The sequence below is a fragment of the Sutterella faecalis genome (assembly GCF_006337085.1).
In the GTDB taxonomy this organism is placed as follows: Bacteria; Pseudomonadota; Gammaproteobacteria; order Burkholderiales; family Burkholderiaceae_F; genus Sutterella; species Sutterella faecalis.
In genome coordinates this window covers 1,208,407-1,224,807 of the sequence record NZ_CP040882.1, presented here as the reverse complement: position 1 = coordinate 1,224,807, position 16,401 = coordinate 1,208,407, and the positions used below count along the sequence as shown (strand labels likewise).

General features: G+C 58.9%; 13 protein-coding genes and 4 tRNA genes. 6 read left to right on the top strand and 11 right to left on the bottom strand.

The features are described from left to right. The first annotated feature begins 11 nt into the window (after nucleotides 1-11). A complete protein-coding gene (locus FG381_RS04870) occupies nucleotides 12-506 on the top strand; it encodes a dihydrofolate reductase (protein ID WP_139687796.1) in 495 nt (164 codons plus the stop codon). A 392-nt stretch (nucleotides 507-898) separates the two neighbouring features. Here FG381_RS04870 and FG381_RS04865 read toward each other — a convergent pair. The 5 genes from FG381_RS04865 to hemN all read right to left on the bottom strand — a co-directional run bounded on the left by FG381_RS04865 (nucleotide 899) and on the right by hemN (nucleotide 5,929). Continuing rightward, nucleotides 899-975, bottom strand: a tRNA-Arg gene (locus tag FG381_RS04865). 63 nt (nucleotides 976-1,038) lie between these two features. Beyond that, nucleotides 1,039-1,115, bottom strand: a tRNA-Arg gene (locus FG381_RS04860). Between the two features lie 145 nt (nucleotides 1,116-1,260). Further along, a complete protein-coding gene (locus FG381_RS04855; protein WP_139687795.1) occupies nucleotides 1,261-1,536 on the bottom strand; it encodes a sulfurtransferase TusA family protein in 276 nt (91 codons plus the stop codon). Then, a complete protein-coding gene (gene alaS / locus FG381_RS04850) occupies nucleotides 1,536-4,163 on the bottom strand; it encodes an alanine--tRNA ligase (RefSeq protein WP_139687794.1) in 2,628 nt (875 codons plus the stop codon). The genes FG381_RS04855 and alaS overlap by 1 nt, the downstream gene beginning before the upstream one ends. 362 nt (nucleotides 4,164-4,525) lie before the next feature. Continuing rightward, nucleotides 4,526-5,929: an oxygen-independent coproporphyrinogen III oxidase gene (hemN, locus tag FG381_RS04845; RefSeq protein ID WP_139687793.1), complete on the bottom strand. Its 1,404-nt coding sequence runs from the start codon at nucleotides 5,927-5,929 to the stop codon at nucleotides 4,526-4,528. 313 nt (nucleotides 5,930-6,242) lie between these two features. Here hemN and fnr point away from each other — a divergent pair, with 313 nt between their 5' ends. Then, nucleotides 6,243-6,995 carry a fumarate/nitrate reduction transcriptional regulator Fnr gene (fnr, locus tag FG381_RS04840; RefSeq protein ID WP_139689137.1) on the top strand — a complete coding sequence of 251 codons (753 nt, stop codon included), beginning with the start codon at nucleotides 6,243-6,245 and terminating at the stop codon, nucleotides 6,993-6,995. Between the two features lie 145 nt (nucleotides 6,996-7,140). On the opposite strand, the gene dsbI is transcribed toward fnr, so the two are convergent. The 4 genes from dsbI to FG381_RS04820 form a co-directional block, all read right to left on the bottom strand. Next, complete coding sequence (gene dsbI, locus FG381_RS04835; RefSeq protein ID WP_139687792.1) at nucleotides 7,141-7,803, bottom strand: protein-disulfide oxidoreductase DsbI; 663 nt, start codon at nucleotides 7,801-7,803, stop codon at nucleotides 7,141-7,143. 22 nt (nucleotides 7,804-7,825) lie between these two features. Continuing rightward, complete coding sequence (locus FG381_RS04830; RefSeq protein ID WP_139687791.1) at nucleotides 7,826-8,494, bottom strand: thioredoxin domain-containing protein; 669 nt, start codon at nucleotides 8,492-8,494, stop codon at nucleotides 7,826-7,828. Between the two features lie 358 nt (nucleotides 8,495-8,852). Next, nucleotides 8,853-9,656 (bottom strand): glycerophosphodiester phosphodiesterase family protein, encoded by an 804-nt coding sequence (locus FG381_RS04825; RefSeq protein WP_139687790.1) that lies wholly within the window; start codon nucleotides 9,654-9,656, stop codon nucleotides 8,853-8,855. Nucleotides 9,657-9,899: 243 nt separating this feature from the next. Next, the gene (locus FG381_RS04820) at nucleotides 9,900-11,372 is read right to left on the bottom strand and encodes an NAD(P)H-hydrate dehydratase (protein WP_139687789.1); all 1,473 of its coding nucleotides are present in this window, start codon (nucleotides 11,370-11,372) and stop codon (nucleotides 9,900-9,902) included. Nucleotides 11,373-11,503: 131 nt separating this feature from the next. On the opposite strand from FG381_RS04820, the gene FG381_RS04815 reads away from it, so the two are divergent. Continuing rightward, nucleotides 11,504-12,154 (top strand): NUDIX domain-containing protein, encoded by a 651-nt coding sequence (locus FG381_RS04815; RefSeq protein WP_139687788.1) that lies wholly within the window; start codon nucleotides 11,504-11,506, stop codon nucleotides 12,152-12,154. A 138-nt stretch (nucleotides 12,155-12,292) separates the two neighbouring features. Here FG381_RS04815 and FG381_RS04810 read toward each other — a convergent pair. Both FG381_RS04810 and FG381_RS04805 read right to left on the bottom strand, forming a co-directional pair. Next, nucleotides 12,293-12,386, bottom strand: a tRNA-Ser gene (locus FG381_RS04810). Nucleotides 12,387-12,425: 39 nt separating this feature from the next. Next, nucleotides 12,426-12,502: transfer RNA gene (locus tag FG381_RS04805), tRNA-Arg, on the bottom strand. A 335-nt stretch (nucleotides 12,503-12,837) separates the two neighbouring features. Here FG381_RS04805 and FG381_RS04800 point away from each other — a divergent pair. Genes FG381_RS04800 through FG381_RS04790 form a run of 3 tightly spaced genes read left to right on the top strand, consistent with a single transcriptional unit; the run spans nucleotide 12,838 to nucleotide 16,377 of the window. Next, the gene (locus FG381_RS04800) at nucleotides 12,838-14,358 is read left to right on the top strand and encodes an ABC transporter ATP-binding protein (RefSeq protein ID WP_139687787.1); all 1,521 of its coding nucleotides are present in this window, start codon (nucleotides 12,838-12,840) and stop codon (nucleotides 14,356-14,358) included. Between the two features lie 2 nt (nucleotides 14,359-14,360). Further along, nucleotides 14,361-15,455, top strand: a complete 1,095-nt coding sequence (locus tag FG381_RS04795; RefSeq protein ID WP_139687786.1) for an ABC transporter permease — start codon at nucleotides 14,361-14,363, stop codon at nucleotides 15,453-15,455. A gap of 1 nt (nucleotide 15,456) precedes the next feature. Further along, nucleotides 15,457-16,377 (top strand): ABC transporter permease, encoded by a 921-nt coding sequence (locus tag FG381_RS04790; RefSeq protein WP_139687785.1) that lies wholly within the window; start codon nucleotides 15,457-15,459, stop codon nucleotides 16,375-16,377. The last annotated feature ends 24 nt before the right edge of the window (nucleotides 16,378-16,401 follow it).

Genomic DNA, 16,401 nt, shown 5'->3' with positions numbered 1-16,401 from the left:
GAGACCTGCAGATGGCTTCCATTGAACTCATCGCGGCAGCCGCCAGAAACGGCGTCATCGGAGGCGGGAACCGCCTCCTCTGGCGCATTCCTGAGGATTTCGCGTTCTTTAAGAAAACAACCTTCGGCTCTCCGGTACTCATGGGGCGAAAGACCTGGGAATCGATCGGGAGAGCCTTGCCCGGGCGCCTCAACATCGTCATTACGCGCCGACAGATCTCCGTGCCGAAGGGTGTTTTGGTTGTCCGCTCGCTTTCACAAGCCATCGGGGCAGCCGGCAATGCAAAGCGCATTTTCGTGACCGGCGGCGGAGAAATCTATCGTCAGGCGATGCCGCTTGCGGACAAAATCTGGCTCACGCACATCGACCATGATTTCGATGGCGACACTTGGTTCCCGACCATACCCAGAGCAAAATTCAGAAAATCAGTTTTGAAAATCCTGTTTCCGACCGCTCGCCGGCCATGGCGGGTTGAGTTTGAGGAGTGGTCGCGCAGACCCCTCTGAAGGTTCCTTTTAGGCACCAAGATTTCCACACAGGTTCCGACTTCAGAAGAGAAGCGGAACCTTTTCTTTTATTAAAAGGGAATGCACTGCAGCAGAAGGGTTTTCGGGATGAAATGCTCCCCGGAATGTTTTGGTTGTCCACAGGGCCGGCGTGCAGGTTTTCCACAGAATATGTGCATAACTCGGCTTCAAAAAGTGCACAAATGCATTCTTCGCAAAGGAATCATGCAGTTACGATTTTGCCTATTTTTTAGGCAAAATGATTTTCCATTATTCTTCAGATTAGTGTTCTACTGCGAACAATTTAATTTGACATACATATTCAAATGACAATAAAAAAGAGCAACTGTTCAACACAGCTGCTCCATTTTCCGGTGCGCTTTAAAGTGAAATGGTGCGCCAGGCAGGATTCGAACCCACGACCCTCTGGTTCGTAGCCAGATACTCTATCCAACTGAGCTACTGGCGCACGTATTTCTTTGCGCAGATCATTTCAGACATCCGTCTAAAAAGATCCATTCTGCGAATTGTGTGGTGCGCCAGGCAGGATTCGAACCCACGACCCTCTGGTTCGTAGCCAGATACTCTATCCAACTGAGCTACTGGCGCATCAAAATTTGCAGAGCACGAACTATAGACGAAACGCTCTAAAAAAGCAAGAGCTGAAGAAAAATATTTTTTCTTGGAATAAAAAGCCCGGCCATCCGAAGATGCCGGGCTGGATAAGCGATGACTTCAACGCTCTAAAAGCCAGTCAATCCTCTCGACGGGCAATGAGGCTCACAAACCAGTGCCTGTCGTCCTTCTCCGTTTCCGACTGGGCAACAAGCTTGTGGCCTGTCTGTCGGGCGAAGTCGCTGAGATCCGGAAGACTGTGCGGGTCGGTGCTCCAGACCCGCAGGAGCGCTCCCGCAGGGAGCTTCGCAAGCGCCTTCTTGGCCTTCAGCACAGGCATTGGGCAGGAGAGGCCGGGAAGCATCAGCTCTTCGGCCTCTCCCGCGAGCGCGCATGCGTCCACGGGACCCGTCATCAGAGATGCTCCTCAATCCAGGCACGGGCCTTGACGAGCGCATCATTGAGGTGCGCCGCATCGGCAGCGCCCGCCATGGCGAGGTCTGGCTTGCCGCCGCCCTTGCCGCCGAGGAGTCCGGCGACAAAGTTGGCGAGTTCACCCGCCTTCACTTTGCCGGTGAGATCCTTGGTGACGCCGGCAGCGAGCTGCACGCGGCCGTCAGGCTGGGCTGCAGCGAGTACGGCAACGGCAGAGCCGAGCTTGTCCTTCACCTTGTCCATCGTCTCGCGAAGGGCCTTGGCGTCAGCACCGTCAAGACGGGCGAGAAGAACGCGAACGCCCTTCACGTCGACGGCTTCGCTGATGAGCGCATCGCCCGCGCGGGAGGCCATCTGGCTCTTCAGCTGCTCGATGCCCTTTTCCAGCGTGCGGACCGTATTGAGGAGGTCAGCGGCCTTGGTCGGGATTTCATCGGCAGGGGCCTTGAATTCACGCGCCGTACGGGCAACGAGGGATTCCTCGTGCTGGACCCAGGCGAGCGCATTCATGCCGGTGACGGCCTCAATGCGGCGAACGCCGGCAGCAATGCCCGATTCAGAGACGATCTTGAAGAACCCGATGTCGCCCGTCGCCTTGACGTGCGTGCCGCCGCAGAATTCGCAGGACTTGCCGATGTCAAGGACGCGCACGGTTTCGCCGTAGCGTTCGCCGAAGAGCATGACGGCACCGGTGTGCTTGGCTTCCTCAATCGGAAGAACACGCGTCGAAACCGGGACGTTGCGCAGGATTTCGGCGTTGACGATGCGTTCGACTTCGGCGATCTGTTCAGCCGTAACGGGCTTCGTGTAGGAGAAGTCAAAGCGCGTCGCTTCGGGCGTAACCAGAGAACCCTTCTGAGCGACCTTGTCGCCGAGCACCGTGCGAAGCGCAAAGTGCATGAGGTGGGTGACGGAGTGGTTGCGCTGAGTGGCCTGACGGCGGGCTTCATCCACGTGCAGATCGAACTTGTCGCCCACGGAGATGGAACCCTCGGCGACGTGGCACTGCATGCCCGTCACGGCAGCCTTCACGCGGAAGGTGTCGAGCACCTTGAGAAGCGACGTATCGTTCTTCGCTTCACCCTGGTCGCCAACCTGACCGCCGGATTCGGCGTAGAAGGGCGTGCGGTTGAAGACGGCGACGCATTCGCTGCCGGCTTCAACCTTCTGAACGGGGTCGCCGTTGACGTAAAGGGCGACGACTTCAGCATCCTTTTCGTCAAGCGTTTCGTAGCCCGTGAAGACCGTGTCCGCACCCGAATAGGCGAGGCCGGCGGCCATCTTGAACTTGGCCGAGGCGCGGGCGGCGGCGCGCTGACGTTCCATGGCGCGGTCGAACTCTTCCGTGTTGACCGTGATGCCGCGTTCGCGGCAGACGTCGCCCGTGAGGTCGGCCGGGAACCCGTAGGTGTCGTGGAGCTTGAAGACTACTTCGCCGTCAAGGACGCCGTCCTTGTTCTTCGCAATAGCGTCCTCGAGGATTTCCATGCCCTTCGAGAGCGTGAGGAGGAAGCGGCGTTCCTCATCCTCAATCACCTTTTCGATTTCCGGATTATTGAGCTCAGGATAGGCTTCGGCCATTTCCTTGCGCACGGCGTCGACAAGGGTATAGAAGAACGGACCGCGGGCGCCGAGCTTGTAGCCGTGGCGGATGGCGCGGCGGCAGATGCGGCGCAGCACGTAGGCGCGGCCTTCATTGCCCGGGAGCACGCCGTCGGCGACGCAGAAGGCGCACGCACGGATGTGGTCGGCAATCACCTTGAGCGAGGGCGAATTGATGTCGGCGGGCGTTTCGGAAACGGCGTCGACAGCCTTCTTCGCTGCGGCAAGAAGGTTCCTGAAGAGGTCGATGTCGTAGTTGCTGTGCACGCCCTGAAGGACCGTGGCAATGCGCTCAAGGCCCATGCCGGTGTCGATCGAGGGGCGCGGGAGCTTATGCATTTCGCCCTTTTCGTCGCGGTAGAACTGCATGAAGACCAGGTTCCAGATCTCCATGTAGCGGTCGCCGTCTTCGTCGGGGCTCCCCGGAGGGCCGCCCTGCACGGAGGGACCATGGTCGTAGAAGATTTCCGAGCAGGGGCCGCAGGGACCGGTGTCGCCCATCATCCAGAAGTTGTCGGACATGTAGCGGGCGCCCTTGTTGTCGCCGATGCGCACGATGCGGTCGGCGGGAATGCCCACTTCCTTGTGCCAGATGTTGTAGGCCTCGTCGTCTTCCGCATAGACCGTCACCCAGAGCTTTTCGGGCGGCAGATGGAAGTGCTCGGTAAGGAGCTCCCAGGCGAAGTGGATCGCGTCCTTCTTGAAATAGTCGCCGAACGAGAAGTTCCCGAGCATTTCGAAGAAGGTATGGTGACGCGCGGTGTAGCCCACATTGTCAAGGTCGTTGTGCTTGCCGCCCGCGCGGATGCACTTCTGCGAGGTCGTGGCGCGCTTGTAGGGGCGCTTGTCGAACCCAAGGTACACGTCCTTGAACTGGTTCATGCCGGCATTGGTAAAGAGAAGCGTCGGGTCGTTGCCGGGAACGACGGGGCTTGAAGCTACGATGGTGTGACCTTTGCTTTCGTAAAACTTCAGAAAGGTACGTCGGATATCTGAGACTTTCATTGATTTTTCAAATGGATGGAAAAAGTCTGCCTGGTCTTTTTCCGAAAAAAGCACGGCAAATGCGGCTTACTTCGGAAAAAGATAAAAATCGGGGAGCGCGAAGCTCCGGCTTCCGGATCCGTACATGATGACGGAAAGGGAGCGGACTGATGTCCCGCGAGGGACCCGAAACTCCTGATTTTAGTCCTTAAGGCCTGACGGGCGGCAATGAAGGGCCGGCCTTTTTGGCTGAGGGACGCCATGAAAACAACAAGAAAAAGCGGCAGAAGAGGATCAATGAACCTCCTTCATGCCGCTTTTCTCTCTTTACTCACTGCCGCGCCATCCTCTTCCAGGGAAACGGCGCGGTGCTTTCTGGTCTATCAGGCAATGCGGGAGTAGCCGCCTGCGCGATTCGATTCGCGCAGATAACGGTCGAACTGCATGGCGACCGCGCGAACGAAGATCTTGCCCTTCGGGAGCACGACGAGGCGGTCGTCGTAAAGCTCGACGAGCTCGTGGTGCACGTAGGGCTTCATCTTCGAAAGCTCGAATCCGAAGGTTTCGTCGAAGTTGATGCCGAAGCGCTCCTCAACGTCCTTCTTGCGGAGTTCAAAGTTGCACATGATCTGCATGATCACGTAGCGGCGGAGTTCATCATCGGCATTGAGCGTGTAGCCGCGATTCGTGGCGAGGCGCCCGGCGGAGATGGCAGCCGCCCAGTCGTCGAGTTCGCGGGGATTGCAGGCATAAGCGCCGCCGATCTTCGAGATCGCGGAGACGCCGAGCGCAACCATGTCGCATTCGGCCTTGGTCGAATAGCCCTGGAAGTTTCTCTGAAGGGTTCCTTCGATCTGGGCCTTTGAGAGCTCATCCTCGTGCTTGGCGAAATGGTCCATGCCGATGTAGCGGTAGCCGTTCTGCGTGAGGCGCGTGATGGCGTCGAACATGATGTGGGCCTTCTCGACGGTGTCGGGAAGATCCGCAGGAAGGATGCGGCGCTGCGCCTTGAAGTGATTGGGCAGGTGCGCATAGTGATAGAGCGCGATGCGGTCGGGCGAAAGCTCGAGCACCTTGTCGATCGTATGCGCAAAGGTTTCGCGCGTCTGCTTCGGAAGACCGTAGATGAGATCCATGTTGATGGACTCAAATCCCGCCTCGCGGGCCGCATCGAGCGTTTCCTTCGTCATTTCAAAAGGCTGGATGCGGTTGACGGCTTTCTGCACGTCGGGGTTGAAGTCCTGCACACCGAGCGACATGCGGTTGAGGCCCACTTCATGGAGCTTCTTCACCTTGTCGGGGCCGCAGGTGCGGGGGTCGACCTCGATCGAGAATTCGCCGCCTTCTTTGGCAAGCGGGAAGCGCTTCGTGAGCGTCTCCATCATGAGGGAGATTTCGTCGTTCGTGAGGAACGTGGGCGTGCCGCCGCCGAAATGAAGCTGTTCAAGTTCCTGCGAGCCCGTAATGTGCTCTTTGACGAGGTCGCACTCGCGGCCGATCATCTCAATATAGGCGGCGCTGCGCGAGTGATCGCGCGTCACGATTTTGTTGCAGCCGCAGTAAAAGCACACGTCGTTGCAGAAGGGAACGTGCACGTAGAGCGAGAGCGGAGCCGGATGCTTGGCAGCGCCGCGGCCGGCGAGAGCCTTCTCATAGTCAGCCGGACCGAAGGAGGCATTAAAGCGGTCGGCGGTCGGGTAGGAGGTGTAGCGGGGGGCCGGCACGTCGAACTTCTTGAGGAGGGCCATGTCGGGCAGTTCAACGCCGCTGGTTTCCGGGGTCATCATGTTGGGTGTGCCTCTGATTTATGACTTAGGTTAAGCTTCCTGATATTATTCGGGAGGCGAGAACATCTTTGTTGACATGAATCAACGCGAAAGAGGTCCAGACTTCAATGGGTTTGCTTCTTACGGCGAATGTTCCGCCGCCTGAGTGCCCTGATGTCCGCTTTGGATATTAGGCGCGCGAGATTATTCCAAAATTAGCAAGCTGTTCGGATCGGATGAACGGGCTTCCCCCTGGAGCCTCGTGCGGTCTGAAAAAAGCTTCAAGGCCCGGCCGTCCGCGTTTGCGCGGGCGACTCTTGAGGGAGAGGTCGTGATCAATCTGTCGGCGCTTCGTGTTGCCTGTTCGAACTGCAATCTGCGTGAGGCTTGTCTGCCTACCGGACTAACGCTCAAGGAAATTGAACGCCTTGAGGATCTCGTCGCGGCGAGGCGCCGCATCAAGCGCGGCGATGCGCTCTTTCGTGCCGGCGACCGCTTTGAAAATCTCTATGCCGTGAGGCTTGGGTTTCTGAAGAGCACCGTCATGAGTTCTGACGGCCGCGAGCAGGTGACGAACTTCTTCATGGCCGGCGAAATGATCGGCTTTGACGGCATCGCGAGCGGCGTCCATTCGAGCGATGTGTTTGCGCTCGAAGACACGGAAGTCTGCGTGATTCCTTACGCACGGCTCGAGGATGCGGCAACGTCGATGCGCTCGATGGGCGCGCACGTCATGAAGCTCCTCTCGCGCGAAATCGTGCGCCAGCACGGCGTCATGCTGCTTCTGGGCTCCATGCATGCCGAGGAGCGGCTCGCCGCATTCCTTCTTTCCCTCTCGCAGCGCTTCGAGCAGCGCGGGTACTCGAGAAGCGAGTTTGTGCTTCGCATGACGCGAGCGGAAATCGGTTCCTACCTGGGCCTCAAGCTTGAGACAGTGAGCCGCGTGCTCTCGCGCTTCTCGCACGACGGCCTGATCGAAGTGAACCAGAAGCACGTGAGGATCTTCGATCCTGAAGGGCTGCGTGCGATTGTTTCCGGCGTTCCGCTTCCGAGCGAAGTGGAAATGCCGAGAACCTCTGTCGGCTGAGACTCCCTGAAGCTTTGCGCGAATTCCAAAAGGCGGTACCGATGCAGAAGGACCGCCTTTTTTGCGGGCAGAAAAAAGCCGCTTCGGAGGCGTACTCGGAAGCGGCTTGAAAGGAAGAGAGAAAAAGTTCCGGCAGAAGCTTCTATCAGGCGGCCTTCTTGGAGCCGGCAACGTGCTTCATGTCGCCGACGAAGAGGATCGCATAGATGGCGAGCGCAACGATGAAGCCGAGGAGGCAGCACTGGGCCATCGACATGAACTTCATCGACGGGATCAGGTACCAGCCGCCGGCATCGGAATACATCTGAATGATGGATTCCTGGAGCGGCGAGAGCACCGTGCCCATCGGCACGTCGGAGTTGTCGTAGCCGCAGTCGCCCGTCGGGAGGAACCAGTCCGGCGCCCACTTTTCAAGCGGAAGGCCGAAGGGATAGTGCGGTTCGAGCGAGCATCCCTGCATGCCGAAGAGTGCATCGAGATCGTCGGAGTGGATCGCGTGATGGATGTCGGAAAGCTTGACCGAGCACATGATGCCGTAGATTGCGCCGTAGACGCCGCAAACGTAGGCGATGAGCCTGCAGATCAGCGCCTTCGGCCAGGCGAGCGTGAAGAGGCACCCGAACGTCATGCAGAGGAAGGCGAAGCGGATGTATACGCACTGCTCGCAGGGCTTCATGTAGAGCCACACCTGGAAGACGTTGTGCGCAATGAGCACAAGTCCTGCGGAAAGGATGGCAATCAGAAGCCACGGCCAGCGGGTCTGAGAGAAGAGCCCGATGCGATCGAGGAGACCGTTGGAAGAATTCATTTTCTCACAAACTCCCGCCGGATTACTTCTTGGAGAGTTCAGTAAGGAGGTCGACAAAGCCCTGAACGGAGCGGATGCCCTTCGTCATGACGAGGTACTTGCCGTTGACCACGTAGGCAGGAATGCCCTGGATCTTCGCCACGTCGTAGCAGGGCTTCCAGCTGTCGGCAAGCGCCTGAACTTCAGGGGTCTTTCTCGCAGCGGCAAATTCTTCGGGCTTGGCGCCGATCGCATCAAGACCCGTCTTGAGGAAAGCTTCTTCGCCGGCCGTCCAGCGCTCACCCTTGCGGTGGTAGGCGACATAGATGGCGTCCTTCGCCTTCTTGAAGAGCGACTTCGGATCTTCCCAGTCCGTGATGCCGGCGGCCTTATCGCGCAGCATGCACCAGGCAAAAAGTTCCGTACCGGCACGACCGTACTTGCCCTTCGTTTCGAGGTGATACATGTCGAACTTGAGGCCCGTCGCCTTCACGGCAGCAGGAATCGCCTTCGGATCGACGCCCACGTCGAACTTGAAGCAGAACGGGCAGTCATAGGACCAGACCTTGACGATCTTGCCTTCGCCGCCGGCAAGGGGCTTCTCGAGGGTGATGTAGTCGGCATCCTTGCCTTCCGTAAAGGCAAAGGCGCTCGGAGCAGCGGCCGCAGTGGCAAGAAGAACAGCCGAAGCGATGAAGGTACGACGAAGCATGTTTGTGTCCTTTTTGGTTAATTTGCAATCAGAAAGCCCAATCGAGCTTCCGATGCCGGATGTGCGTGATCCGGGTTTTCTTGAGTCAGGCGAAAGTATAGGGGGCCGGAAAGGATAAAGGAAGATACTAAGTATAGGTAAATTATGGAATTACGGGAATATCCTCTAGAAGCTTCACGGAATGAAAAAAAGGATTTGCGAAATATGAAAATATCTTGGGAAGAGGAAGTCGGAGCCTGAAAATGGCGCGGCTCAGTGAAGCGCACCGGCGTGCCTGTCGAGAAAAATGCGCAAAGGCCTTCCGGCAGAAGGAATGCCCGGAAGGCCTTTGGAAGATGGCGGCAGACCAGGAGAAGGCTCAGAGGCCGGGGGAGATCAGGTCAAGTCTGTCCGTGCAGAGCGCGTCGACGCCCATAGCAAAAAGTGCTCTTACGAGGTCCGGCGCATTGGGCGTATAGACGAAAACCCAGAGTCCGGCAGCGTGAGCTTTCCGGATGAATTCGGGCGTCACGAACCGATAGTCGGGATGAATCGAAACGCATTCGAGTTCCATGACGGCTTCTCTCCAGTCTCCGGGAATGTCGTCAACGAGGAGCGCCCGAGGAATGTCAGGGGCGGCTTCCCTCGCAGCGGCAAGAGCGTCTCTCGAATAAGAGGAAAGGAGCGGCACCTCGCGAACGATCCCTTCCCGAGAATCTCCGCCCGATCGGATGAGATCCTCGAATTCCCCGGCAGTCGTTTCCGCAACGATGCGGCCGGTTTCCTCCGCATGTCCCCTGGCCGGCTTGATTTCAATATTCATCCAGACAGCGTTTCTGCGGCACCAGCGGATCGCGGTAGCAAGACGCATTGGAGCGGCGCCGTACCAGAAGGGAGAGAGCCAGCTTCCCGCGTCAAGCGAAGCCAGTTCCTGAGCCGAAACTTCAGGGACGCTTCTTGGGTCGTTCCGGATGACGCGGCCGAACTTTTCGTCATGCATGATCATCGGGATCCGGTCCCGGGTAAGCATGGCATCCGTTTCAATTGCGCGGTAGCCGTGCAGGAGGCCTGCGCGATAGCCTTCGAGCGTATTTTCCGGGCCGACCGTGCCGCCCCCGCGATGGGCGAGGATGCGTGGAAAAGGCCAGGGAAGGGATTCAGGGGAGTTTTCGAAAATCGGCATTTGTCTCACCTCTCAAAGGGTGAGGATGAAAAAAAACCTCGCAGGCGTTTTCCCTTCGCCCGCGAGGTTCAACCCTCAATTTCTCAACCTAAAGTCAGGAGAAACACAGCGGAATCTGTTCTCTCAGCAGTATTTCGCTGTAAGAAGAACTATATCGAAGGCGATGGGAAAGGGCATTGCAGATTCGTGAAGCATGCAACAAAACGTGAAGACTGCAAACTCTGTGTCTGAGGCGGCGTCTCTTTATTGCGGCTGTCGTTCGGCCCGGATTTTGCGTCTTTCTTCTTCAAGAATCCACGCGGCTGCGGGAGCAATCTCTCCGGCAGTAAGACCGGCAAGGTGACCGGCGCCTGCGCGGGCATGAAGCATCACGGCGCCAAGGACCGATTCAACCGTATCGTAGCGCTGCGCAAAGAAGGCGCCGATCATGCCGGAAAGCACGTCGCCGCTTCCGGCTGTCGCAAGAGAGGTGGCGCCGATCGGCGAAAGCCACGTGCGCGAACTTCTCATGGCAACGAGCGTGCCCGGGCCCTTAAGCACCGTGATGGCGCCGGTCTGAAGCGCGATGTCGCGAACGGCGTTGACGCGGTCGGCCTGAATGACCTTCGGGTCAACATGAAGAATGCGGGCGCCCTCGACCTCGTGCGGCGTGATGACGGTGGCGACCGTGCGGTGGAGGAGCGCCGTGAGGAGGCTCTTGTCGGCCGCGATCAGGTTGAGTGCATCGGCGTCGATCACGAGCGGGCAGCTCGCCGCGAGCGCTGCGCGGAGTCTTTCCTTCGCGCGTTCGCTCGTGCCGAGCCCCGGGCCGATCACGGCGGCAGTGAATTTTTCAAAGTCAAGAGGTTCTGCCGAGAACATGAGTTCGGGCTGAACAAGGTCGACGGCAGGGGCATTATCGGCAAGAAGCTCGACGGTAACCGTGCCCGCACCGAGCTTGAGGCCCGCACGGGCAGAGAGGAGCGCGGCGCCGACATGGCCGTTTGCGCCGCCGACGACGGCGAGATGTCCGAAGGTCCCCTTGTGGGAGAAGTTGCGGCGGGGTTCAAGGATATGCGCGAAGTCCGCGGATTCAATGACGCCGAGGCGCGTAAGCGGAATCGAAACATCAAGCTCCGTCATGACGACGGTGCCCGAGGCATCGGCGCCTTCATTCATGAAGAGTCCGGACTTGTGAGAGAGGAAGGTGATCGTCGCGTCGGCGCGGACGCCCGGCACGGTACCCACCCAGAGGCCTGTTTCGCTGTTGAGGCCCGAGGGAACATCCAGCGCAACCTTATAGGCCATGCGCTCATTGAACCACTGCACGGCATCCATATAGTCGCCCGTGATCGGACGCTTGAGGCCGGTGCCGAAGAGGCCGTCGACGACAACTTGAGCCTTCATCGCGCTGTACGGATCTTCTAGCGTTTCAAGACCCCGGCTGCGCCATTCGGCCAGCATGGTACGGGCGAGTTCCGTTTTGGGGTCGCCGCCGGGAAGCACCAGCTCAACCGTAAAGCCGCGTTTTTTGAGTTCCAGCGCGCAGACGATGGCGTCGCCGCCGTTGTTGCCGGGGCCGGCCAGGACGACGGCATGGCCTCCCGGAACATGTTCGGAAATCCATTCGGCCGCAAAGGCGCCTGCACGGCGCATCAGTGCGTCAAGGCCCATGCGGTTGGCGCAGCGTGCTTCGAGCTCGCGGGCCTCTTCGAGATTGAGAACGGTAAGACTCATGGTTTTGAAAAGAAACAGGGAAATGATTTTGCCGGGCACATTCTAAGAAGATGCGCCAATGCCGGGCGTTTTCCCGGGAGTCTTTTGGCGGTATTGTTTCCAACTCATGATTTCTTCTTTCTGGAGCACAAATGCGCCGTTTTCCGCTTCTGAAGTCGCCCGTTCCCTTTGCTGCCCGTGCGGATGATCCCCTCGAGGAAAAAACCGTATCCGAATCCGTTCTTTTCGACGGCAAGTTCGTGAAGCTTGTCCGCGACGAAGTGACGCTTCCCGACGGGCGGAGCTCGCAGCGTCTCTTTCTGAGGCACGGCGGCGCCTGCTGCATGGCGGCGCTCGACAAGGACGGCACGATTCTGCTTGAACGACAGTGGCGTCACCCGCTCGGGCAAAGCTTCTGGGAGCTTCCCGCGGGCAAAATCGATCCCGACGAAGAGGAGCTTGACTGCGCCAGGCGCGAGCTCCTCGAAGAGTGCGGCGTAAAGGCGAAGACATGGACGAGGCTTGGCCTCATCAACAACGCCATCGGCTACAGTTCCGAGCACATCGTGATCTTTCTCGCCGAAGATCTCACCCAGGAGGATCAGCATCTCGACGAAGGCGAGCACCTTGAGGTTTACCGGGTCCCCTTTGATGAAGCGGTCCGCATGGCCCTTGACGGCCGGATTACGGACGTGAAGACGATCTGCGGCATCTTCTGGCTCAAGGAGCATCTCGAAGGCAGAAAGAACCCGGGGCTCTCGGGCACTGATCTTCGCGGCATGATCGCCGCGGCGCATCAGTAGTCTGCTCACGGCGTCTGAATGAACAAAGCCCGGAGGATTCGCGTCCTCACGGGCTTTTCTCTTGCTGCGGCGAAAAAATAAAACCCCGCACAGCTCACACTGAACGGGGTTTATTCTGCCTCTCGTCGCAAGAAACAATGGCGGAGAAGGAGGGATTCGAACCCTCGAGGCCCGCAATTTTGGACCTGCACCCTTAGCAGGGGTGTGCATTCGACCTCTCTGCCACTTCTCCGCATCATTGTTCGTACATGCGGCAAGGCATATTGTCTGTTGGTGCGCCAGGCAGGATTCGAACCCACGACCCTCTGGTTCGTAGCCAGATACTCTATCCAACTGAGCTACTGGCGCACTGAGAAAATGAATTCTGCCGTTCTGACTGAGTCAGTGCAAGACATTCACTCAAGAATACCGCATATGCGGGATGCTTTCACAGATTCTGCAAATAACGTCTTTCCGCGCAAATTCGCCGTGTTTGCGTTCGTTTGCCGCCCTGCATTTTCCATACATGAACAGTTACAATAAATGGCTTCAAACAAATCGGCATTTTCCGGGTGAATAAAGAAGCCTGTTGCAGACGGGGAGATGATCTTCGGCTGGATGAGGACGTTCTCCGGAAGTTCGCGGCCGATCCCCCGGTTCAACTCCACCAGATCCGGCCGCCTGAAGCGCCGGAAGACATCGGCATGACACCAAGACTGAGCCTTCGCAACATTACGAAGCGCTATCCGGGCATCGTCGCCAACGACGGCGTCTCTCTCGAGATTGCTCCCGGAGAAGTCCTCGCCATCCTGGGCGAGAACGGCGCGGGCAAATCCACGATGATGAAGATCATCTACGGCGCAGCCCGCCCGGACGAGGGTGAGATTTCCTTTGACGGCAAACCCCTCGCCGTAGAAAGTCCGGCCGAAGCCCGCGAGCTCGGCATTGCAATGGTGCACCAGCACTTTGCGCTATTCGATACGCTCACCGTTGCAGAAAACGTGGCGCTCGGCCTTTCGGGGAAGCTCTCTCCGGCTCAAATTTCTGAAGAGATCAGAAGGCTCGGAGACAAGTACGGTCTTGAGGTCGATCCGGCTTCGATCGTGATGGAGCTCTCCATGGGCGAACGTCAGCGCGTTGAAATTCTTCGCGCCCTGATGACCAAGCCGAAGCTTCTCATTCTTGATGAGCCGACCTCAGTGCTGACGCCTCAGGCCGTCCGCACGCTCTTCAAGACCCTCCATCAGCTCGCGGCTGAAGGCGTTTCCATTCTCTTCATTTCGCACAAGCTCGATGAAATCCGGGAGCTTGCCGACCGCTGCGTGGTGCTCCGTGCCGGACGCGTCGTCGCCACGGTGAATCCGAAGGAAGAGACGGAAGAGGAGCTCGCGCGCCAGATGATCGGTGCGGATCCTCCCAAGGTGCGCGAGGCATCCGGAAAGGCAGGGGACGTCATTTTCGAAATGCGCGACGTCACTGTCCCGGGGAGCACGCGCGTCTGCGGCGTGAACAATGTGAATCTTTCCGTACGGGCTGGAGAAATTGTCGGCATCGCCGGCATTTCCGGAAATGGTCAGTCGCGCTTCATGGCGGCCGCCGCCGGCGAAGCCTGCACGTCGCCAGAATGCGTGAAGCTTTTCGGAAAGCCCGTAGGAAACCTCGATACCCATGCCCGCCGCATCTCGGGGCTCCGTTATGTGCCCGAGCAGCGGCTCGGACATGCCGCCGTGCCTGAGCTTTCTCTTACGGCCAACACCTATCTCACGGGCGACTCGCTCGTAAGAAGCGGCTTCATTCTCCGCGACAAAGCCCGCCAGTTCGCCAATACGGTGATTGAACGCTTCCACGTCAAGACGCCGACAGCGGAAAAGGCAGCAGGAAGCCTCTCCGGCGGCAATCTGCAGAAATTCATCATGGGCCGCGAAATTCTCAATCGCCCGCGCGTACTGCTGGTTCACCAGCCGACATGGGGCGTCGATGTGGGCGCGGCTGCCGTCATACGCAACAGCCTCATCCGCCTGCGCGACGACGGTGCCGCGATCATTGTCGTCAGCGAGGAAATCGACGAACTTTTTGAGGTTTCAGACCGCATTGCCGTCATGTATCGCGGCGCGCTCTCTCCTGCAGTCCCCAAGAAGTCCCTTACCATCGAAGAGGTCGGCCGCTGGATGTCCGGCCTCTGGCCTGATTCTCCCTTTGCCAAGACTCACACGGAGGTGCGCTGATCATGCTGCAGTTCCCGATCGCCATGACGCCGCGTACTGAGCCCGCTCGCGCGCTTTCATGGATTTCCCCCCTGATCGCGCTTGCGCTCACTGTGCTCACGGGGTTCTGTCTTTTCGCCGCGCTCGGTCAGGATCCCATCCGTGCGCTCGGCATCTTCTTCATCGCGCCTCTGGACAGCCTTCGCGGCTGGACGGAAGTCGGCGTCAAGATGACGCCGCTCCTTCTTTGCGCGGTGGGTCTCGTCGTCTGCTTCAAGGCCAACATCTGGAATATCGGTGCGGAAGGGCAGCTGATCGCGGGCGCCATTACGGGCGGCATTGCCGCGCTGCTCTGCGAACCCTCTTTCGGCAAGTGGTACGTCATTGTCGTGATGCTTGCCTCCGCTCTGGGCGGGGCTGTCTGGGGCGGCCTGACGGCGCTTCTGAGGCACAAATTCCACGCGAACGAAATTCTCGTTTCGCTGATGCTCGTCTACGTTGCGCAGTTTCTTCTTGCCTGGTGCGTTCAGGGACCGATGCGCGATCCGCAGGGCTACGGCTTTCCTCAGACCGAACTCTTCGAGTCGGGGGCGATGCTTCCCGTGATTGAGGGCACGCGCCTGCATCTGGGCGCCCTTTTTGCCCTGATTGCCGCCTTCGGCATCTGGATTCTCATGGACCGCATGGCGCTCGGATTCCAGTTCAAGGTATCCGGCATGGCGCCTTTTGCCGCGCGCTACGCGGGCTACCACCCGGGCAAGCTCATCTGGGCGTCGCTCATCATCTGCGGCGCGCTCTCGGGTCTTGCGGGCGGCATTGAAGCCTCCGGTCCTCTGGGGCAGCTCACCCCCACTATCTCCCCGGGGTACGGCTTTGCCGCAATTATCGTGGCCTTCGTCGGCCGCCTTTCCCCTCTCGGCTGCATTCCCGCAGCCTTCGTGATGGCGCTCTTTTATCTTGGCGGCGAGCTCGCGCAAAGCCGCCTCGGACTTCCCTCATCCATCACCGGGGTCTATCAGGGACTGCTTCTCTTCTTCATCCTCGCCTGCGACACAACGATTTTCTACCGGCTCTCCTGGCGCGGTTTCACTGAACGCCGTACGACGGAGGGCGCCTGACATGTCACTCGCCGCTTCTATCATCTCCTCCACGCTCAATGCCGGAACGCCGCTCCTTCTTGCCGCTGCGGGCATTGTGATTCATGAAAAGTCGGGCGTACTCAATCTCGGCATCGAAGGCATCATGCTGATGGGCGCCGTGATCGGCTTTTCAACAACGCTTGCCACGGGGAGCTTCGCACTGGGCTTTCTCGCCGGCGCAGGCGTCGGGCTGCTTCTGGGCCTCCTTTTTGCGTTCTTCACGCTCGGCATGCATGCCAATCAATACGCTGCAGGTCTTGCGCTTACGCTCTTTGGCACCGGTCTTTCGGCCTTTATCGGAAAGCCCCTCCAGGGGCAGGCGCTCTCCGAGCGCGCCGCTTCCTGCATTCCCGGCCTTGAGAGCATTCCATTCCTCGGTGAAGCCTTCTTTTCGCAGCACTTCTTCGTCTACGGCGCCCTGATTCTCATCGCCGCGGTCTGGTGGTTCCTCTTTCGCACGCGTGCGGGCCTCATTCTCCGCGCCGTGGGCGAGGCGCCGCAGTCGGCCTTTGCGCTCGGCTTCCCGGTTCTCAAGATCCGGCTTCTTGCCGTTCTTTTCGGCGCCGTTTGTGCTGGCGTTGCAGGAGCCTACCTTTCGCTCGTTTATACGCCGCTCTGGGTGGAGGGGATGACGGCCGGCCGCGGCTGGATTGCCCTCGCGCTCGTAACCTTTGCAACCTGGCGGCCGCTTCGCGTGGTTGTCGGCGCCTATCTCTTCGGCGGCGTAACCATGCTACAGTTTGCCTTCCAGGGCATGGGCATTTCGATTTCGCCGCAGTTCATGGCGATGACGCCTTATCTCGCCACCATCCTTGTGCTCGTTCTGATTTCGCGCAATCCTCAGTGGATTCGTCTCAATGTTCCTGCGTCTCTCGGAAAGCCCTTTGCGCCGAGAAGCTGAGTGAACGCGTGAGCCTTTTTCCTT

Excerpts from the sequence above, each read along its gene's own strand:
- FG381_RS04820 (WP_139687789.1), bottom strand. The coding sequence starts at position 11,372 with ATGAGTCTTACCGTTCTCAATCTCGAAGAGGCCCGCGAGCTCGAAGCA.
- FG381_RS04795 (WP_139687786.1), top strand. The coding sequence starts at position 14,361 with ATGCTGCAGTTCCCGATCGCCATGACGCCGCGTACTGAGCCCGCTCGC.
- FG381_RS04825 (WP_139687790.1), bottom strand. The coding sequence starts at position 9,656 with ATGCCGATTTTCGAAAACTCCCCTGAATCCCTTCCCTGGCCTTTTCCA.
- FG381_RS04800 (WP_139687787.1), top strand. The coding sequence starts at position 12,838 with ATGACACCAAGACTGAGCCTTCGCAACATTACGAAGCGCTATCCGGGC.
- FG381_RS04870 (WP_139687796.1), top strand. The coding sequence starts at position 12 with ATGGCTTCCATTGAACTCATCGCGGCAGCCGCCAGAAACGGCGTCATC.
- hemN (WP_139687793.1), bottom strand. The coding sequence starts at position 5,929 with ATGATGACCCCGGAAACCAGCGGCGTTGAACTGCCCGACATGGCCCTC.
- FG381_RS04855 (WP_139687795.1), bottom strand. The coding sequence starts at position 1,536 with ATGACGGGTCCCGTGGACGCATGCGCGCTCGCGGGAGAGGCCGAAGAG.
- FG381_RS04815 (WP_139687788.1), top strand. The coding sequence starts at position 11,504 with ATGCGCCGTTTTCCGCTTCTGAAGTCGCCCGTTCCCTTTGCTGCCCGT.
- FG381_RS04830 (WP_139687791.1), bottom strand. The coding sequence starts at position 8,494 with ATGCTTCGTCGTACCTTCATCGCTTCGGCTGTTCTTCTTGCCACTGCG.
- dsbI (WP_139687792.1), bottom strand. The coding sequence starts at position 7,803 with ATGAATTCTTCCAACGGTCTCCTCGATCGCATCGGGCTCTTCTCTCAG.
- alaS (WP_139687794.1), bottom strand. The coding sequence starts at position 4,163 with ATGAAAGTCTCAGATATCCGACGTACCTTTCTGAAGTTTTACGAAAGC.
- FG381_RS04790 (WP_139687785.1), top strand. The coding sequence starts at position 15,457 with ATGTCACTCGCCGCTTCTATCATCTCCTCCACGCTCAATGCCGGAACG.